This window comes from Thiomonas islandica (assembly GCF_055383445.1).
In genome coordinates this window covers 355,177-370,812 of sequence record NZ_AP042391.1, presented here as the reverse complement: position 1 = coordinate 370,812, position 15,636 = coordinate 355,177, and the positions used below count along the sequence as shown (strand labels likewise).

Sequence of the window (15,636 nt, the reverse complement as noted above, 5' to 3'; positions counted from 1 at the left end):
TGGCGTACTTCGTGTTTGAACCGCCCGGACTTTCGTAGAGGCCAGTTGGTTTAACAGGCCGTTGAAAAACTCCTGCGGTGGGCCATCCTCGCGACGTTTTCAACGGCCTGATCAATGATGCGATCCGCGTCAGGCCAGTATCTGCAGCCCGACGGATTGTAGAAAGGGCGCGAGCAGCGTATGCGCGCGGCGAAGCTCGACGACTTTGCCGAGTTGCGTCTGGGCGTCCACCCAGTTCAATAGATCGGTTGCGGCGGCAAAGTCCATGCGTTGGACGGCCTGCAAATCCACGGTCACCATGTCGGCGCGCTGGGCTTGCGTTCTGAGCGTTCGCAAGAAAGAATCGCCTTGGCCCGACAGATTCCCGCTGAGGCGGACGGTGGTCTGTACCAATCCGGCATCGGCATGGCCGGATTGGGTTGCTGCACTGGAAGGCAGGAGGGTGCCGTGCAGGGTGGTCAGTCCCCGCTCCGGAGTGCCGACGCGCTTGAAACGGGGAGGATTCCAGTCCACCGGCGAGCAGGCGCAGGCGATGGAAAGATCCACCGCGAGGTCGACAAAACCCGCCTCATCGCCCACCAGTCGCAACACCTCCAGACGCAGTGTGGCGTCCGCAGACGCCGTCGGGCTCGATTGCAGCCGGGTTGCGGCCAGCAGCATGTCGGCACCAATGAGTTCGAGCTCCACGGGGAGGTCGTTCAGGGTACGCAGCGCATCGGCCAGGCCGGCGCGCAGCGGCTCCGGGATGCCAACGAGTGCGGACCAGTCCAGTAGCAGATGCGTGGGGGACTCTGTGAGGACGCGCTCGAAGGAGCGTAGTTGCAGGATGTCGAACTGTTCCGCAGCGAAAAAGCTCGCGGCATGCTGCCGCGCATTCTGGAGGCTGCCCAGATCGGGGCGCGGCGCTGGGGTCTGCCCGTAGCGCTGTACATACTCGAGAGAGCGGGATTGCAGTTTGTCTGCCTGGTTTGTGGCCCAATAGAAGTCCAGCAGGGCCTGAAAGATTTGCTGCACAGCAGCCGCATCGGTGTTGGTTTGCAGGCCAGTCAGGAGATGAGATTGCGCTTGCGCATCCCGGCCTTCCGCAAAGTCGAAGGCGGCCAGTTCGATGATGGGCGGAATAGGAGGGGCAGTCTGTCCCTGCGGGCTGATCGGCCCGGTCGCCCCGGGCAATGTCGTTTGCAGCCGTGAGGGAGGCAGCAATTGGCTGTTCGCAACGTGCGGCGTGCTGTGGCGTTGCAATTCGGGGCGTAGGGTCGATGCCGCAAAATGCGCATGCGCCAAGCCGCTTTGTTCAAACAAGCCTGCGGGCATGGTGGGGCTGTTCTGCCGTGTCTGCTCGTCCCGGATCTGCCGCTCGATGGCATCGATTTTGTGCAGGGTATGCAGACGCGAAGCGGCGCGCAGCGGGAGAGGGGGCTGGGTGGGTGGAATGGTCAGCCCTTCAAGCACGCCTGCGGATTGGGGCCTGCGGTTGCGCATTTCGCGCCGCAGCACGTCGAACTCGCGGTTGCGGATCAGGACGGCTGCCCGTTCGAGTTTCTGCGCTTTGCGCTGCAGCGCCTTCTCTTTGGCGGCATTGTGCCGATCTCCGGGTTGGAATTGGGTTTGCGACCAATCGGTGGTCGGATGGCGTACGAATAGAAATAGACGTTGCAGAAATGTCGCGCTGGATTTGGTGGCGGGTTTGTTGCTCATTCCCCAGTACGCATTAAATCGGTCGGCCCAAAATCCGCGGGCAGGGTCAGGGCTTCGCGTAATTGATCGGCGTCGTTCGGCGACTGCCGCTTGTGTGCTTTGTCGGCAGAGAGCAGCAGACGGAGTGTGCAGCCGCCGATCTGCAACACATCGTCCGGGAGCAGGAGCGAAGTGTTGATGCGCTTGCCGTTGATCCAGGTGCCATTGGTGCTGCCAAGGTCTTCGATCCACCAGCCAGTTTGGGTCTGTTGCAGCAAGGCATGCACCCCGCTGACGCGCGCATCGGGCAGGACGATGGTGTTGTGGGCGTACCGTCCGATGTGCAGACGAGGCAGCCGCAACTCAATGGCATGACTGGCAGAGTTAGGCAAAAAAACGAGGATTTTGCTCATGGCTTAACGACACGGCGGCGGAGCATATTTGGAAGGCAGGGTCGGCGTTGCATTGGCTGTCACGCCATCTTTCGTGGTCTGTCCGCCAGAAAAACACACCCAGCGCAGACTGCCCGCGCTAGGGGCGGGTTGCAGCACCAGGGTGTATCCATATGATCGATTGGGGTCGAGCAGCTGGTTGTAGGTGATGATGATGGTGCCGCCATAGCCCACAAGCACGTTGATGCTGTAAGTGCCAGATGGCGGCTCGGCGCCATACGCCCGTGTGCAGGCAACGGTTGCCTGGGTACATGTCGGGTCGGTGCTCGGCCAGTCTGAAATAAAACTGCCATGGTTTGCCCAATACTCTGCCACGGCTGTTTTCACCCCTGAGGCCAGATTGATGCCTTCGGTCACGCGGCTGCGCACCACGTAGTCGCGGTACTGGGGAATCGCCACGGCGGCCAGGATGCCGATGATGGCGACGACGATCATCAACTCGATCAAGCTAAAGCCTCGTTCGCCTTGGGTGCTCGGGCTGTTGCGCCTTCTCATGCGCATCATCCAATGTGTTTTCATTTCACCCCCGATTCGGTTTTTTGTCCTTCCACAGTGTGCAAAATCCAGTCCCAGAACGCCGCATGCACCGCGGCGCTGCTGTCACTGAGTTGCAGATCGGCGTCTGCATCGTTTTTGTTCACGGCAGCCATCAGGCACTGGTGAAACCGTGTGTGCGCCTGCACCAACCGTTGGTATTGCGGCGTATCGCCCCATTGACCGGCCTGCTGCGTCAGCCAGATGCCCAGATCGCAGCGTTGCGTGGCCTGGGGATGGAGCAATTCCTGCACTTCGGCCGCATCCATGGTGTGCGCCAGCAGCCTGCGCGCGCATCCGGTGAGAAACCAGCGCCTGGACCGCGCGCTCGGCATCCAGGATTTGGAGCCGACGATCGAATCCGCGCCGGTTGAGCAACCCGGTCAGCGGATCGCGCTCGGTGAGAAATTCCAGTTGCCTGTGCTGCTGTCGGATGGCGGTCACGTCTTGCAACTGCCACAATGCGCCCTGAATTTCGCCGTTGCGCACGAACGGCACGTAATGGCGCAGAAGAGTCCGCCCGTCGCGCAGGTGGATTTCGGCCTGGTCCGGGAGGTCTTGCCGGATCAGAGTCTTGATGCGGCTGAGCTCCGGTTCCGGATCTTCGAGCGTGGGGGCCAGGCGGTCAAAAAAAGCGCGCCACCCCAGGCCGACCAGTTCGGCCGGATGTAGGTGCAATTTGAACAATTCGAGGCAGGCGGGATTGATCTGCGCCACTTGGCCCGCGGCATCGAACACCACGACGCCGCTGGGTAAGTTGCGTACGACGTCCTCCATTGGTGTGGTGATGGAATAGGGGTTGGGAGCGCTCATGGCCGGTCACCGGACGATGATTGAGCGGCTGGATCAATGCAAATGGCGATTTGCAGTCGAGTCCGCCTATCCTAAACAAGTGCAGACAAAAAATTCGCTATCTCCTTTCTCTGGGGTGCACGAAAGTGGGAGTTCGTGATTTATTTCACGCACTGATCGTGGGGCCGGGGCCTTTCACGGTAGCCCGTACGACGGCCACATCCTTGAGCAGGCCACGATCCTGATGCAGGACAGCAGGTCAAAGCCGGCAAGACGCTGCCACTGCGGCCCGCGACCTTCAGGCGCTGGGGTGAACCCTCTGGCGGGGTGGCGCAGGGCGTGTCGTATGCTTGTGTCCGTCACAAAAAAACACGCCTGTTCACACCGTCACACACATCGGGCCATGTCCGGTGTTTTTTGCTCTGCGGGTGCGGTGGGGCAGGCGCCCAATCACGCCACCTCATCACGGAGATCACCATGCAACGTCGTCAAGCCGTCATCACGCTGGGCCTGGCCGCTGCCGGACTGGGTCTGAGCCCGCTGGTTCGCGCACAGCAGCCCATCGTCATCAAATTCAGCCATGTGGTTGCGCCCAACACGCCCAAGGGCCAGGCCGCCGAGTATTTCAAGAAGCTCGCCGAGGAACGCACCAAGGGCCGGGTGAAGATCGAGGTCTACCCCAACAGCCAGCTCTACAAGGACAAGGAAGAGATGGAGGCGCTGCAGCTCGGCTCGGTGCAGATGCTTGCGCCGTCGCTGGCCAAGTTCGGGCCGCTGGGTGTGAAGGAATTCGAGCTGTTCGACCTGCCCTACATTTTTGACAACTACGATGAGCTGCACAAAGTCACCCAGGGCCCGATCGGGCAGAGCCTGCTGAAGAAGCTTGAGTCCAAGGGCGTGCTCGGTTTGGCCTACTGGGACAACGGCTTCAAGGACATGAGCGCCAACAAGCCGTTGCGCAGCCCGGCGGATGCCAAGGGCCTGAAGATGCGTATCCAGTCGAGCAAGATCCTGGACATGCAGATGCGCGCCATCGGCGCGATTCCACAGGTGCTGGCGTTTTCCGAGGTGTACCAGGCGCTGCAGACCGGGGTGGTCGATGGCACCGAAAACCCGCCGTCCAACTTCTACACCCAGAAGTTTTTTGAAGTGCAAAAGGCGCTGACCCAAACCCAGCACGGCTACCTGGGCTACGCGGTGATCGTCAACCAGAAGTTCTGGGAGGGACTGCCGGCCGACATTCGCAAGATTCTCGACCAGTCTATGGTCGAGGCCACCGAATTTGCCAACAAGGTGGCGAAAAAGGACAACGACGATGCGATCGAGGCGGTGCGCAAATCGGGCAAGTGCGAGGTCATTGCCCTCACGCCCGAGCAGCGCCTGGCGTGGAAGAAGGCCATGGTGCCGGTCTACAAGGAGGCCGAGTCGCGCGTACCCAAGGCGCTGATGGACTCGGTGTTCAAGGCCACGGGATTCGATCCCGCCAAGCTATAACAGGCCGTTGAAAAACTACTGCGGTGGGCCATCTGCGGCGTTGCGCGGTGCGCGCTGCCTCGCCTATCTGCCTATCTATTTGATATGTCTCGGTCGCTGCGCGCCGTGCGCCTTGCATCTGGCCATCCTCGCGACGTTTTCAACGGCCTGATAAACCGTCTCAAAACCGCTGCAAAGCCCGTGCCGCCAGGGGCAGGCCCGATCGGCATGGGCTTTTGTCGTTTTGATGTGACCCTTCCTGATCGGATCGCTTCATGTCCGCCTTTTCGCTGTTCAACCGCGTGCTCGATCGCCTGGAAGAAGTGCTGATCGCCACGCTGATGGCCGCTGCCACGCTGCTGATCTTCGTCGCCGTGGTGCACCGCTACATGGCCAGTTTTGCCATTCCCGGGTTGCAGGACTGGCTGCTGTCGCTTAACTTCAGCTGGGCGCAGGAGCTGTGCATCTACATGTTCGTCTGGATGGCCAAGTTCGGTGCGGCCTACGGTGTGCGCACGGGTATTCATGTCGGCGTGGATGTGTTGGTCAACCGCTTGTCGCCTGAGCGACAGAAGCCGGTGATCCTGTTCGGCCTGCTGGCCGGTGCGCTGTTCACCGGCATCGTCGCCGCGATGGGGGCGAACTTCGTCTGGCACGTCAGCCACACCGCGCAGACCTCGCCCGATCTGGAATTGCCGATGTGGTGGGTGTATCTGGCGATTCCGCTGGGCTCGTCCCTGATGTGCTATCGCTTCTTGCAGGTGGCCTGGCGCTTCAACCGCGACGGCGAGCTGCCGCACCACGATCCGGGTGAGGTGGATGGGCTGGATGAACCGCTGGATCTTCCTGCGGGCGTCGACAACATTCACCCGGTGCCGGCAGGAAGGAGGGCCTGATGAGCGCGCTGATCATTTTCGGTCTGCTGCTTGCCCTGATGCTCACGGGCATGCCGATTTCCATCGCTCTCGGGCTGACGGTGCTGACCTTCCTGTTCACCATGACCGAGGTGCCGATCCAGGCGGTCGCGCTCAAGCTGTTCTCGGGGATCGAGAACTTCGAGATCATGGCGATTCCGTTCTTCATTCTGGCCGGCAACTTTCTTACCCACGGCGGGGTGGCGCGGCGCATGATCGCGTTCGCCAGCAGCCTGATCGGACACTGGGCTGGCGGGCTGGGGCTGGCCGGGGTGCTGGCCTGCGCGCTGTTTGCCGCGGTGTCGGGGTCGAGCCCGGCCACCGTGGTGGCCATCGGCTCGATCCTCATGCCGGCCATGGTCAAGGCCGGGTTTCCGCCGCGTTTCGGCGCGGGGGTCATCACCACCTCGGGCGCCTTGGGCATTCTCATTCCGCCGTCGATCGTGATGGTGCTGTATGCCATTTCCACCAATTCCTCGGTCGGTGCGCTGTTCATGGCCGGCGTGGTGCCTGGGCTGATGCTGGCCACCATGCTGGGGGCGACCACCTGGTGGCGTGCCTGGCGCGGCAACTATCCGCGCCAGCCGCGGGCGACCTGGGCGCAGCGCGGCCGGGCGCTGCGCGAGAGCATCTGGGGGCTGATGCTCATTGTCATCGTGCTGGGCGGTATCTACAGCGGCATCTTCACTCCGACCGAGGCGGCGGCGATGAGCGCGGTCTATGCCTTCGTGATTGCCGTGTTCGTCTACAAGGATCTGAAACTGCGCGACGTGCCGCGGGTGCTGCTGGCTTCGGCCAATATGAGCGCGATGCTGCTCTACATCATCACCAACGCGGTGCTGTTCTCGTTTCTGATGACCTCCGAGCACATTCCGCAGAGCATGGCGCAGTGGTTGCTCGGCGCCGGGCTGGGGCCGCTGAGCTTCCTGCTGCTGGTCAATGTGCTGCTTCTGGCGGCCGGCAATGTGATGGAGCCATCGAGCATCGTGCTGATCCTGGCGCCCATCCTGTTTCCGGTGGCGATGCACCTGGGCATCGATCCGATCCACTTCGGCATCATCATGGTGGTCAACATGGAAGTGGGCATGTGCCACCCACCGGTGGGGCTGAACCTGTATGTGGCCAGCGGCATTGCCAAGATGGGCATCACCGAACTGACCATCGCGGTGTGGCCCTGGCTGCTGACCATGCTGGTGTTCCTGGGACTGGTGACCTACATCCCGGCAATCAGCCTGGCGTTTCCGCGCTGGCTGGGCATGGTGCATTGACTTGGCGCGCGGGCGACCCTGCCGCTGATCCCATCCCATCCCGCCAGCGGGGAGGGAGCAAAGACCTCCGGTATCGACTCCTCCCCCACCGCGTGGGGGAGGTTGGGATGGGCGCGCGTTTTTGCCAGTTCGCTCAGGCGGTCTGTTCCTCGTCGGGCTGGCTGCAGGTCCATTTCTCGCCCATGTCCGAGGACAGATAGCCCACCAGCCGAAAGTTGTCTTGCGTAGCAACGTCCGTGCGGGTGCGGTAGATGGCCACGCCGTAGGCACCACGCAGGCGGGCATGTTCGGCCCTGGCCAACGCCTCGACTGCGGTGCGGCTGCCGATGGCGATCACATAGCTGTGCTGCTCGGCTTCGCCATGGTGGAAAGCCTGGGCGAAAAAGATCGGGTTTGCGGCGTTAGACATTTGCACACTCCTAGATCGCAGTCCACAGATAGAGGTAGAAGGTGTTGAGGTCGCTGGCGTTGGTCCCATTGCCATCGAAATTGGTTCTCGCCCCAAGGTACTTGTGATAGGCGGTGTATTGCAAGCCGATCCGCAGGTTTTTCTCGGGATTGGCCCAGCTCTTGCCAAACGGATTCCAGTCGATCTCGAAAATCGCGCCGCTGGTGTTGGGGCTGTTGGTGCGTGAGCCGTAGCCGTTGCCGTAGAACAGTGCGTCAGAGGAGCCGGTGGTGGAGAACAGGCCGAATGTGGCGCCGTAGGTGTTGTCGCGCCAGTAAGACAGGTTCAGATTGGCGGTGTCGAGGGTGTTGCTGCCGTTGCTCGCATTGCCTTGCAGCAGAGCCTGATTCAGATTCTGGCGCTCATGCATGTAGATGGCGTTTGCGGTGATGATGTTCGGGCCGCCGTTGAGGAATTGGTAGGTGGCATCCAGGCCGATGTCGTGATAGTTGTCGGTGGGCAGGCCGGGCAGGCCGCTGGTGTTGATGCGGGCATCGAATCCCAGCAAGCCGGCTTCAAATACGTGCGGGCCGACGGTCTTGGAGTACCACAACCGCCAGTACGGCGCTTCGCCCTGGAGCGAGGCGTTGCCTGCATGCAGCGCATTGGCCCAATAGGTTGAGAGGTTGTGATAGGCCCCGGCCTCCATGTACCAGCTGTTGTCGATCAGGGTATAGGCGGTGGCGCCGATCACGCTCTGGCCCAGGTTGTAGATGATCGGGGACACCGGCGGGCCGCTGTTGCCAAAGGGTGGCGCCATATAGCTGAACTGCCAGGCCGGGGTGGTGTTCCACACGTCCGACAGTGTGGGGTTGTTGTTGAGGCTCATGCCAAACAGACCCCGCACAGTACCCACGGTGTAGGCATGCGCGTAGCGCAGCTCGGTGTTGTCCCAGGCGAGGTTTTGCGAGCCGGGATCGGAATAGGTCGCCTGCCCGAGCATGCCCAGATGGTCGGTGATGCGCCCGGCCAGAAAAATGGAGGCCTGCTGCAGCGCGGTGAAGTTATCGTTGGCGCTGAATCCTGCCGGCGGCGGGCCCATGAAGTTGTTGGCGCCATAGTCCTGCGCCTGGTGGGTGTAAGAGGCCACCAGCATGGCCGACAGCGGAATGTGCTTCTTGCCATCGCTCAGGGTATAGCCGTCGAGCTTGAAGGCGCGGCCGAACGGCGTGAGCTGCGGGCCGAAGCCGCCGACATGGCAGGCGATGCAGTTCTGCCCGGTCTGGCGGGCGAATGCGGGAACCGCCTGCGCCGGCGCGGCCCACCACAGGCAAGCGACCAGGCTGGTGAGCAAGGCCAGGCCGACGCGCAGCGCGGCGGACAGGCGCAACGATGCGCGCGCGGCTTGGTGCAGGCACAGAGGGTGTGAACGATCGGGAGTGGACATGACGGCCTCCGTGTTGTGATCTTCAGCGCGCTGCGACAAATTGGCGCATAACGCTGAAAGGGTTTTGTCATGTCTGCATTTTGGGCGCCCGCGCAGGCGCTGGATTGATGCAAGTCAATGACATCAAACAACAGGAATGCAACCAAACGTCACTCTCGATCAGGCGCAGAGGTGGTCGATCGTGTCGATAGAGTCCTGTATCGCGGCACTGCGCGGCCTGCAGCGCGGGGGAGCCGGTGGGATCGGTCATGGCGGCAAGTGCGGTGGTTGGTCGGCGGGCGAGATTGGTGGGGGCTTAAGGCCGCCCTCAGCGAGCCACATTAATTTATCGGCTCGGCACGCAGCGGTTTGGACTGCGCCCCTCCCAGCCTCCCCCACCAGGTGGGGGAGGGCCCGAGGGAGATGGCCACCGCACCGAACATCGGCGTGCCAAATCCATAAGCCCTCTGCGCAGTGCTGGGCTGTTGGCGCAGGCACAATGCGCCAGCCGTGTGTCTTTCAGGAGCTTCTCGACCCATGCAGCCGCAAGTTTTTCCGCCGTCGTACCGCTTTGCTTTCCGGCATTTCTACGCGCTGGCCAAGCCCTATCTGGTGTCGGACCAGAAGCGCACCGGCTGGGGTCTGCTGCTGCTGGTGCTGGCGATGAACCTGGCGCTCGTGTGGGTCAACGTCAAGCTGACGCAGTGGAATGGCAACTTTTTCAATGCCCTGCAGGCCAAGAATTTCGGCGCGTTCAAGCAATTGCTGTTGATCTTTACCGGCTACGCCTTTCTCTACATCGTGCTGGCGGTGTATTCGCAGTATTTTTTGCAAATGCTGCAGATCCACTGGCGGCGCTGGATGACCGAGGTGTTTTTGAAGGACTGGCTGGTGGGTGGCACGCACTACCGTATGTCGTTGCGCCAGGGCAACACGGACAATCCGGATCAGCGCATCGCCGATGACATCGCCGGTTTCATCAACGGCAGCCTTAACCTGTTTTTCGGCCTGGTCTCATCGCTGGTCACACTGTTTTCCTTTTTATTCATGTTGTGGGTGCTGTCGGGTGCGGTCACGCTGTTTGGCTTGACCATTCCGGGCTACATGGTGTGGGTGGCGATTCTGTATGCCGGGGTGGGCAGTGTGATCGCGCACTGGGTGGGCAAGCCGCTGATCCGGCTGAATTTCAACCAGCAGCGCTATGAGGCGGACTTTCGCTTCGGTCTGGCGCGCACCCGCGAGCACGACGAGGGTATTGCGCTGTACAACGGCGAGGAGCGCGAGCTCGACGGTCATCGCAGCCGCTTTGCCAATGTGTGGAGCAACTGGTGGGGCATCATGAAGCGGCAAAAGCTGTTCACCTGGTACAGCGCGTTCTATGGCCAGCTGGCAATCATCTTCCCCATCCTGGTGGCCGCGCCGCGCTACTTTGCCGGGCAGATCCAGCTCGGGGGGCTCACGCAGACCGCGCAGGCCTTTGGCCAGGTGCAGGGCGCGCTGTCCTGGTTCATCGGGGCGTACACCAGCATTGCCGACTGGCGCGCCACGGTCGAGCGTCTGCATACCTTCGTCGAGGCGATGCGCGCCGCGCAGCAGGCGCCGCATCAACCCACGCCGACCGCGTCTGCCGGGCTCGGCGCGCAAGCGGCGGCCGGTGTGGTGCCGCTGCGCAGCGCGCGCGAGTCGGTCGCGCTGGGCGATCTGCTGCTGCTCGCGCCCGATGGCCGGCCGCTGCTGCAGTGCGCCGGCGAGCACATCAGCCGCGGTCAACACACCCTGTTCACCGGGCCGTCGGGCAGCGGCAAGAGTACCTTGGTGCGCTGGCTGGCCGGCATCTGGCCGTATGCGCTCAACGCCGAGCATGCGCATGCGCCGTCGGGCCGCACGCTGTTCTTGCCGCAAAAGCCGTATCTGCCGCTAGGCACGCTGAAGCAGGCGCTGACCTATCCGCTCAGCCCGGATCGGTTCAGCGATGCGCAGATCGGCGAGGCCCTGACCCTTGCGCGGGTGCCATATCTGCAGGCGTCGCTCGATCAGGTCGATACCTGGATGCAGCGCCTCTCGCCCGGCGAGCAGCAACGGCTGGCGGTGGCACGCGCCCTGCTGGTCGCACCCGACTGGCTGTTCATGGACGAAGCCACCAGCGCGCTGGATGCGCCCACCGAGCGCGCGATGTATGCGTTGCTGCTGCAGCGACTGCCCGGTGTCACGCTGGTCAGCGTGGCGCACCGCGCCGGGGTGGTTGGGTTCCATCAGCAGATTTTCGCGGTCGAGCCCGACCCCACCGGCCAGGGCCCGGCGCGCATGGTGCGGCGCGAGGCCGACGCCGCACTGCAATTGGCCACTGCGCAAGACGCTGCGTCGGGCGCATCGGTGTTTGCGGTCTAGCAGGCCCTAACAGGCCGTTGAAAAACTACTGCGGTGGGCCATCTGCGGCGTTGCACGGTGCTCGCTCCCTTGCCTATCTATTTGATATGTCTCGGTCGCTGCGCGCCGTGCGCCTTGCATCTGGCCATCCTCGCGACGTTTTTCAATGGCCTGCTAACCCAACCCGCGCACCACGTCCAGCGCCTCGTCGATGCGCGACACCGGGTGCAGCGCAAGGCCCTCGAAACGGCGCGCCTGCCCCTTGGGCGCGTTCGCTGCCGGGATGATCGCCTGAGAAAAGCCTAGCTTGGCGGCTTCATGCAGACGTTCCTGCCCGCGCGGTGCGGGGCGGATTTCCCCGGCAAGGCCGACTTCGCCGAAGGCCAGCAGGCCGCGCGGCAGTGGCCGATTGCGCAGGGAGCTCTGAATGGCCAGCAGCACCGCCAGATCGGCCGCCGGCTCGGTGATGCGCACCCCGCCTACGGCGTTGACGAACACGTCCTGATCGCCGCTGGCCACCCCGGCGTGGCGGTGCAGCACGGCCAGCAGCATCGCCAGTCGCGCCGCGTCCAGCCCGACCGACAGCCGGCGCGGACTGGGTGCGGCGGCGCCATCCACCAGCGCCTGCACCTCGACCAGCAGCGGGCGGGTGCCTTCCAGCGTGGCGAGCACGCAGGTGCCCGGCACCGGCTCGGCATGGGTGGAGAGGAAGATCGCCGATGGGTTGGACACGCCCTTGAGGCCGTGCTCGGTCATCGCGAACACGCCGAGCTCGTTCACCGCGCCGAAACGGTTCTTGATCGCGCGGATCAGGCGAAAGCGCGACTGGGTGTCGCCCTCGAAATACAGCACCGTGTCGACCATGTGCTCGAGCACGCGCGGGCCGGCCAGCGCGCCTTCCTTGGTGACATGGCCGACCAGCACCAGGGTGATGCCGCTGGCCTTGGCCGCGCGGGTGAGCTGCGCTGCGCATTCGCGCACCTGTGATACCGAGCCGGGCGCAGATGACAGCGCCTCGGTATAGACGGTCTGGATCGAGTCGATCACCGCCACTGCGGGGCACTCGGCGGCCAGGGCGTCGAGCATCACTTCGAGCCGGGTTTCGGCCATCAGCCGCACCGGCGCATCTTTCAGCCCCAGGCGCTGTGCCCGCAGAGCGACCTGCGCGGCGGATTCCTCGCCGCTGATGTAGAGCACGGGTTGCCCCCTCCCAGCCTCCCACGCGAGCGGGGCAGGGGCGCAAGTCGAGGTGTCGCCCGCAGGCGGGAGAGGGGCGGAGGTTTGGGCGTGCCCCGCCCTTTGAGACAGGGTGTCTGCCTCCCTGCGGGTGGGCAGGGTTGGGGTGGGGCGTTGGGCGGCGCCACTGGCCAGAGCCGCAAGCACCTGCAGCAGCAGCGTGGATTTGCCGATGCCCGGATCGCCACCGAGGAGTAACACCCCGCCGGGGACCAGCCCACCGCCGAGCACGCGGTCGAGTTCGTCGATACCGCTGGGGTGATGCCGGTGGCGCTCGGCCTGCACGTCGGTGAGCAGCACCGGGCCGCTGGGCGCGGTGAGGCCGCCGCGTCCGGCGAACTGCGCCGCTGCGGCGCCGTGGCGCGCGCCGGGGCGGGCGGTGCCGGTGGGACGCTCCACCGTCTCCACCAGGGTATTCCACGCCTGGCAATGCGGGCACTGGCCCTGCCACTTGGCGGACCTGCCACCGCATTCCGAGCAGATATGAATCGTCTGGGGCTTGGCCATCGGGCTCATTCCAGCCGAACCGGAACCCGCGGCGCAAGTGCGCACATGAGCTCGTAGCCCAGGGTGCCCGCCGCATTGGCGACCTGGTCGATCGGCAGTTCGGCCTGCGCGTCCTGCCCCCACAGCAGCACCGGGCTGCCGATGCGGGGCTGGCCGCCTGCGGCGAACACCGGCTCCAGGTCGACCGTGATCATGTCCATCGACACCTGCCCGACCAGCGATGTGCGCACCCCCTCGACCACCACTGGCGTGCCGTCGGGCGCAACCCGTGGATAGCCGTCGGCATAGCCGCAGGCCACCACGCCGATGCGCATCGGGCGCTGCGCGGTGAAGCGCCCGCCGTAACCCACGCTCTGTCCGGCGGCGACATGCTGGATGTCGATGAGCGCGCTGCGCAAGCTCATCGCCGGTTGCAGCGACCAGTGCGCGGCGTCGGGCGCTCGCCCCGTGGGCGAGCTGCCGTAGAGCGCGATGCCGGGGCGCACCCAGTCCGCCGCCACGCGCGGGTCGGCGCCGTGCAGGAGCACCGCGGCCGAGTTCGCCAGCGTGCGCTCACCCGGCAGGGCGCCCACGCCGCTGGAGAAGCGTGCCAGCGCCGGGGCGATGCCGTCCGCCCGGTCGGCGCAGGCGAAGTGGGTCATGTGCGTGATCTCGCCGACCTGCGGCAAGGCGTGCAGGCGCTGCCAGGCGGCGGCGTAAGCTTCCGGCTGGAAACCCAGGCGGTTCATGCCGCTGTTCATCTTGAGAAACACGCGGTGCGTGCGGTTGGCGCGGTGCACCGCCAGCCAGTCGATCTGCTCGCGGCAATGCACCACATGCCAGAGGTTGAGCCGCTCGCACAGCGCCAGGTCTTCCGGCGCGAAACAGCCTTCGAGCAGCAGGATGGGACCGCCCCAGCCCAGCGCTCGCAGCTTCTCCGCCTCGGCCAGGTCGAGCAGGGCAAAGCCGTCTGCCGCACGCAGCGCGCCGTAGGCGCGGGCGATGCCGTGGCCGTAGGCATTGGCCTTGACCACGGCCCAGACCTTGCTGCCGGGTACGGCCCGGCGCACGCGGGCCAGGTTGTGCGACAGGGCGGCCGTGTGGATGACGGCAGAAATCGGACGGGGCATGCGGGCGCGGGAGAAAAGGGCGATGCGGCCATTGTCGCAAATCGCCTGTGCTATAAACCGCGGCAGCCTGCGGGGGCAGATAACCGCCGGGCATCGCCCCGATCTTTTTCCGTTGTCGCCCCGCGACCAGACACAGGGCCCCGCAGCGTGCGGGCAGCCAATCGATGAAAAAAGGCTTTTACTGGATCATGGCGGCGCAGTTTTTTTCGTCGCTGGCCGACAATGCGCTGCTGATCGCCGCCATCGCCCTGCTGGTGCAGATGCAGTCTCCCGACTGGATGACGCCGCTGCTCAAGTTCTTTTTCACCATCTCGTATGTCGTGCTTGCGCCCTTTGTCGGCGCATTCGCCGACGCCATTCTGAAGCGGCAGGTGATGTTCATCACCAACCTGGTCAAGGTGGCCGGACTGCTGCTGATGCTGGTGTCGGTGCATCCGCTGCTGGCCTACGGTGTGGTCGGTCTAGGGGCGGCGGCATATTCGCCGGCCAAGTACGGCATCCTCACCGAGTTGCTGCCGCCGCAGCAATTGGTGGCGGCCAATGGCTGGATCGAGGGCACCACGGTGAGTTCGATCATCCTGGGCACGGTGCTCGGCGGATTTCTGGTCAGCCAGACTGCCTCGGCCGCGCTGCTGGGCCTGCCGGGGCTGGCCGCAGTGGGGATCGACACCACGCCGAAGGCGGCCATTCTGGTCATCACCCTGGTCTATCTGCTGGCGGCACTGTGCAATCTGCGCATTCCCGACACAGGCGCGCGCTATGAAAAGCAGAAAACCCGTCTGTTCGCGCTGCTGGTGGATTTTGCGCATTGCACCAGGGTGCTGTGGACCGACAAGCTGGGGCAGATTTCGCTGGCGGTCACCACCCTGTTCTGGGGCGCGGGGGCCACGCTGCAGTTCATCGTGCTCAAGTGGGCCGAGTACGCGCTGGGGTTGAACCTGACCATGGCGTCGGTGATGCAGGCGGCAGTGGCCGTTGGGGTGGCGATCGGGGCCATCAGCGCGGCGCTGCGCGTGCCGCTGAGAAACAGTCTGCACGTGCTGCCGCTGGGCGTGGGCATGGGGCTAACCACCATTGCGCTGGCGTTTTTCAACCGCAACATGCTGCCCGATGTGCAGTTGCAGCTCGGCGCAGTGCAATTGCCGCTGTTCATGTTGATCGCCTATGCCTTCATGGTGTTCATCGGCGCGTTGGCCGGCTATTTCGTGGTGCCGATGAACGCGCTGCTGCAGCATCGCGGCTATGTGCTGCTGTCTGCCGGGCATTCGATCGCGGTGCAGAACTTCAATGAGAACGTCAGCGTGCTGAGCATGCTGATGTTCTATGCCCTGCTGATCCGCCTGAACCTGCCGGTGCCCTGGGTGATCACCCTGTTCGGCGTGTTCGTGACCGCGTCGATGTTCCTGGTCATTCTGTGGCACCGGCGCAACCAGCGCGAGCGCGACTGGACGCAGATCATCGGCGAGATGCGCCACGACGGCAAGCAGGGCTGA

Annotated in this window: 13 protein-coding genes and 1 pseudogene; 5 read left to right on the top strand and 9 right to left on the bottom strand. The window is 64.0% G+C overall.

What is annotated here, in order from left to right; all coding sequences use genetic code 11:
- Positions 1–129: 129 nt before the first annotated feature.
- The 5 genes and pseudogenes from ACZ47F_RS01725 to ACZ47F_RS01705 form a co-directional block, all read right to left on the bottom strand.
- Positions 130–1,698 (bottom strand): STAS domain-containing protein, encoded by a 1,569-nt coding sequence (locus ACZ47F_RS01725; protein ID WP_464925591.1) that lies wholly within the window; start codon positions 1,696–1,698, stop codon positions 130–132.
- Positions 1,695–2,090 (bottom strand): FHA domain-containing protein, encoded by a 396-nt coding sequence (locus ACZ47F_RS01720; protein WP_464925590.1) that lies wholly within the window; start codon positions 2,088–2,090, stop codon positions 1,695–1,697. The genes ACZ47F_RS01725 and ACZ47F_RS01720 overlap by 4 nt, the downstream gene beginning before the upstream one ends.
- 3 nt (positions 2,091–2,093) lie before the next feature.
- Positions 2,094–2,564 carry a pilin gene (locus tag ACZ47F_RS01715; protein ID WP_464925589.1) on the bottom strand — a complete coding sequence of 157 codons (471 nt, stop codon included), beginning with the start codon at positions 2,562–2,564 and terminating at the stop codon, positions 2,094–2,096.
- 80 nt (positions 2,565–2,644) lie between these two features.
- A complete protein-coding gene (locus tag ACZ47F_RS01710; protein ID WP_464926660.1) occupies positions 2,645–2,932 on the bottom strand; it encodes a hypothetical protein in 288 nt (95 codons plus the stop codon).
- Between the two features lie 223 nt (positions 2,933–3,155).
- Positions 3,156–3,440: pseudogene (locus ACZ47F_RS01705) on the bottom strand (PAS domain-containing protein); the annotation flags it as partial.
- 492 nt (positions 3,441–3,932) lie between these two features.
- Here ACZ47F_RS01705 and ACZ47F_RS01700 point away from each other — a divergent pair.
- The 3 genes from ACZ47F_RS01700 to ACZ47F_RS01690 all read left to right on the top strand — a co-directional run bounded on the left by ACZ47F_RS01700 (position 3,933) and on the right by ACZ47F_RS01690 (position 7,110).
- Positions 3,933–4,949, top strand: coding sequence for a TRAP transporter substrate-binding protein (locus ACZ47F_RS01700; protein WP_464925588.1), 1,017 nt, complete (start codon positions 3,933–3,935; stop codon positions 4,947–4,949).
- A 254-nt stretch (positions 4,950–5,203) separates the two neighbouring features.
- The gene (locus tag ACZ47F_RS01695) at positions 5,204–5,824 is read left to right on the top strand and encodes a TRAP transporter small permease (protein WP_464925587.1); all 621 of its coding nucleotides are present in this window, start codon (positions 5,204–5,206) and stop codon (positions 5,822–5,824) included.
- Positions 5,824–7,110, top strand: coding sequence for a TRAP transporter large permease (locus ACZ47F_RS01690; protein ID WP_464925586.1), 1,287 nt, complete (start codon positions 5,824–5,826; stop codon positions 7,108–7,110). Before ACZ47F_RS01695 ends, ACZ47F_RS01690 begins: the two co-directional genes overlap by 1 nt.
- Before the next feature lie 133 nt (positions 7,111–7,243).
- On the opposite strand, the gene ACZ47F_RS01685 is transcribed toward ACZ47F_RS01690, so the two are convergent.
- Positions 7,244–7,519 carry a hypothetical protein gene (locus ACZ47F_RS01685; protein WP_464925585.1) on the bottom strand — a complete coding sequence of 92 codons (276 nt, stop codon included), beginning with the start codon at positions 7,517–7,519 and terminating at the stop codon, positions 7,244–7,246.
- A 10-nt stretch (positions 7,520–7,529) separates the two neighbouring features.
- Positions 7,530–8,945, bottom strand: a complete 1,416-nt coding sequence (locus tag ACZ47F_RS01680) for a cytochrome c1 protein (protein ID WP_464925584.1) — start codon at positions 8,943–8,945, stop codon at positions 7,530–7,532.
- Positions 8,946–9,461: 516 nt separating this feature from the next.
- Between ACZ47F_RS01680 and ACZ47F_RS01675 the strand changes: the two genes are divergently transcribed.
- The gene (locus ACZ47F_RS01675) at positions 9,462–11,312 is read left to right on the top strand and encodes an ABC transporter ATP-binding protein/permease (RefSeq protein ID WP_464925583.1); all 1,851 of its coding nucleotides are present in this window, start codon (positions 9,462–9,464) and stop codon (positions 11,310–11,312) included.
- A 153-nt stretch (positions 11,313–11,465) separates the two neighbouring features.
- Here ACZ47F_RS01675 and radA read toward each other — a convergent pair whose 3' ends face one another.
- On the bottom strand, positions 11,466–13,034 hold the full coding sequence (radA, locus tag ACZ47F_RS01670) for a DNA repair protein RadA (protein ID WP_464925582.1): 1,569 nt from the start codon (positions 13,032–13,034) through the stop codon (positions 11,466–11,468).
- A gap of 5 nt (positions 13,035–13,039) precedes the next feature.
- The gene (gene alr, locus ACZ47F_RS01665; protein ID WP_464925581.1) at positions 13,040–14,143 is read right to left on the bottom strand and encodes an alanine racemase; all 1,104 of its coding nucleotides are present in this window, start codon (positions 14,141–14,143) and stop codon (positions 13,040–13,042) included.
- A gap of 164 nt (positions 14,144–14,307) precedes the next feature.
- On the opposite strand from alr, the gene lplT reads away from it, so the two are divergent.
- Positions 14,308–15,636, top strand: coding sequence for a lysophospholipid transporter LplT (lplT, locus tag ACZ47F_RS01660; RefSeq protein ID WP_464925580.1), 1,329 nt, complete (start codon positions 14,308–14,310; stop codon positions 15,634–15,636).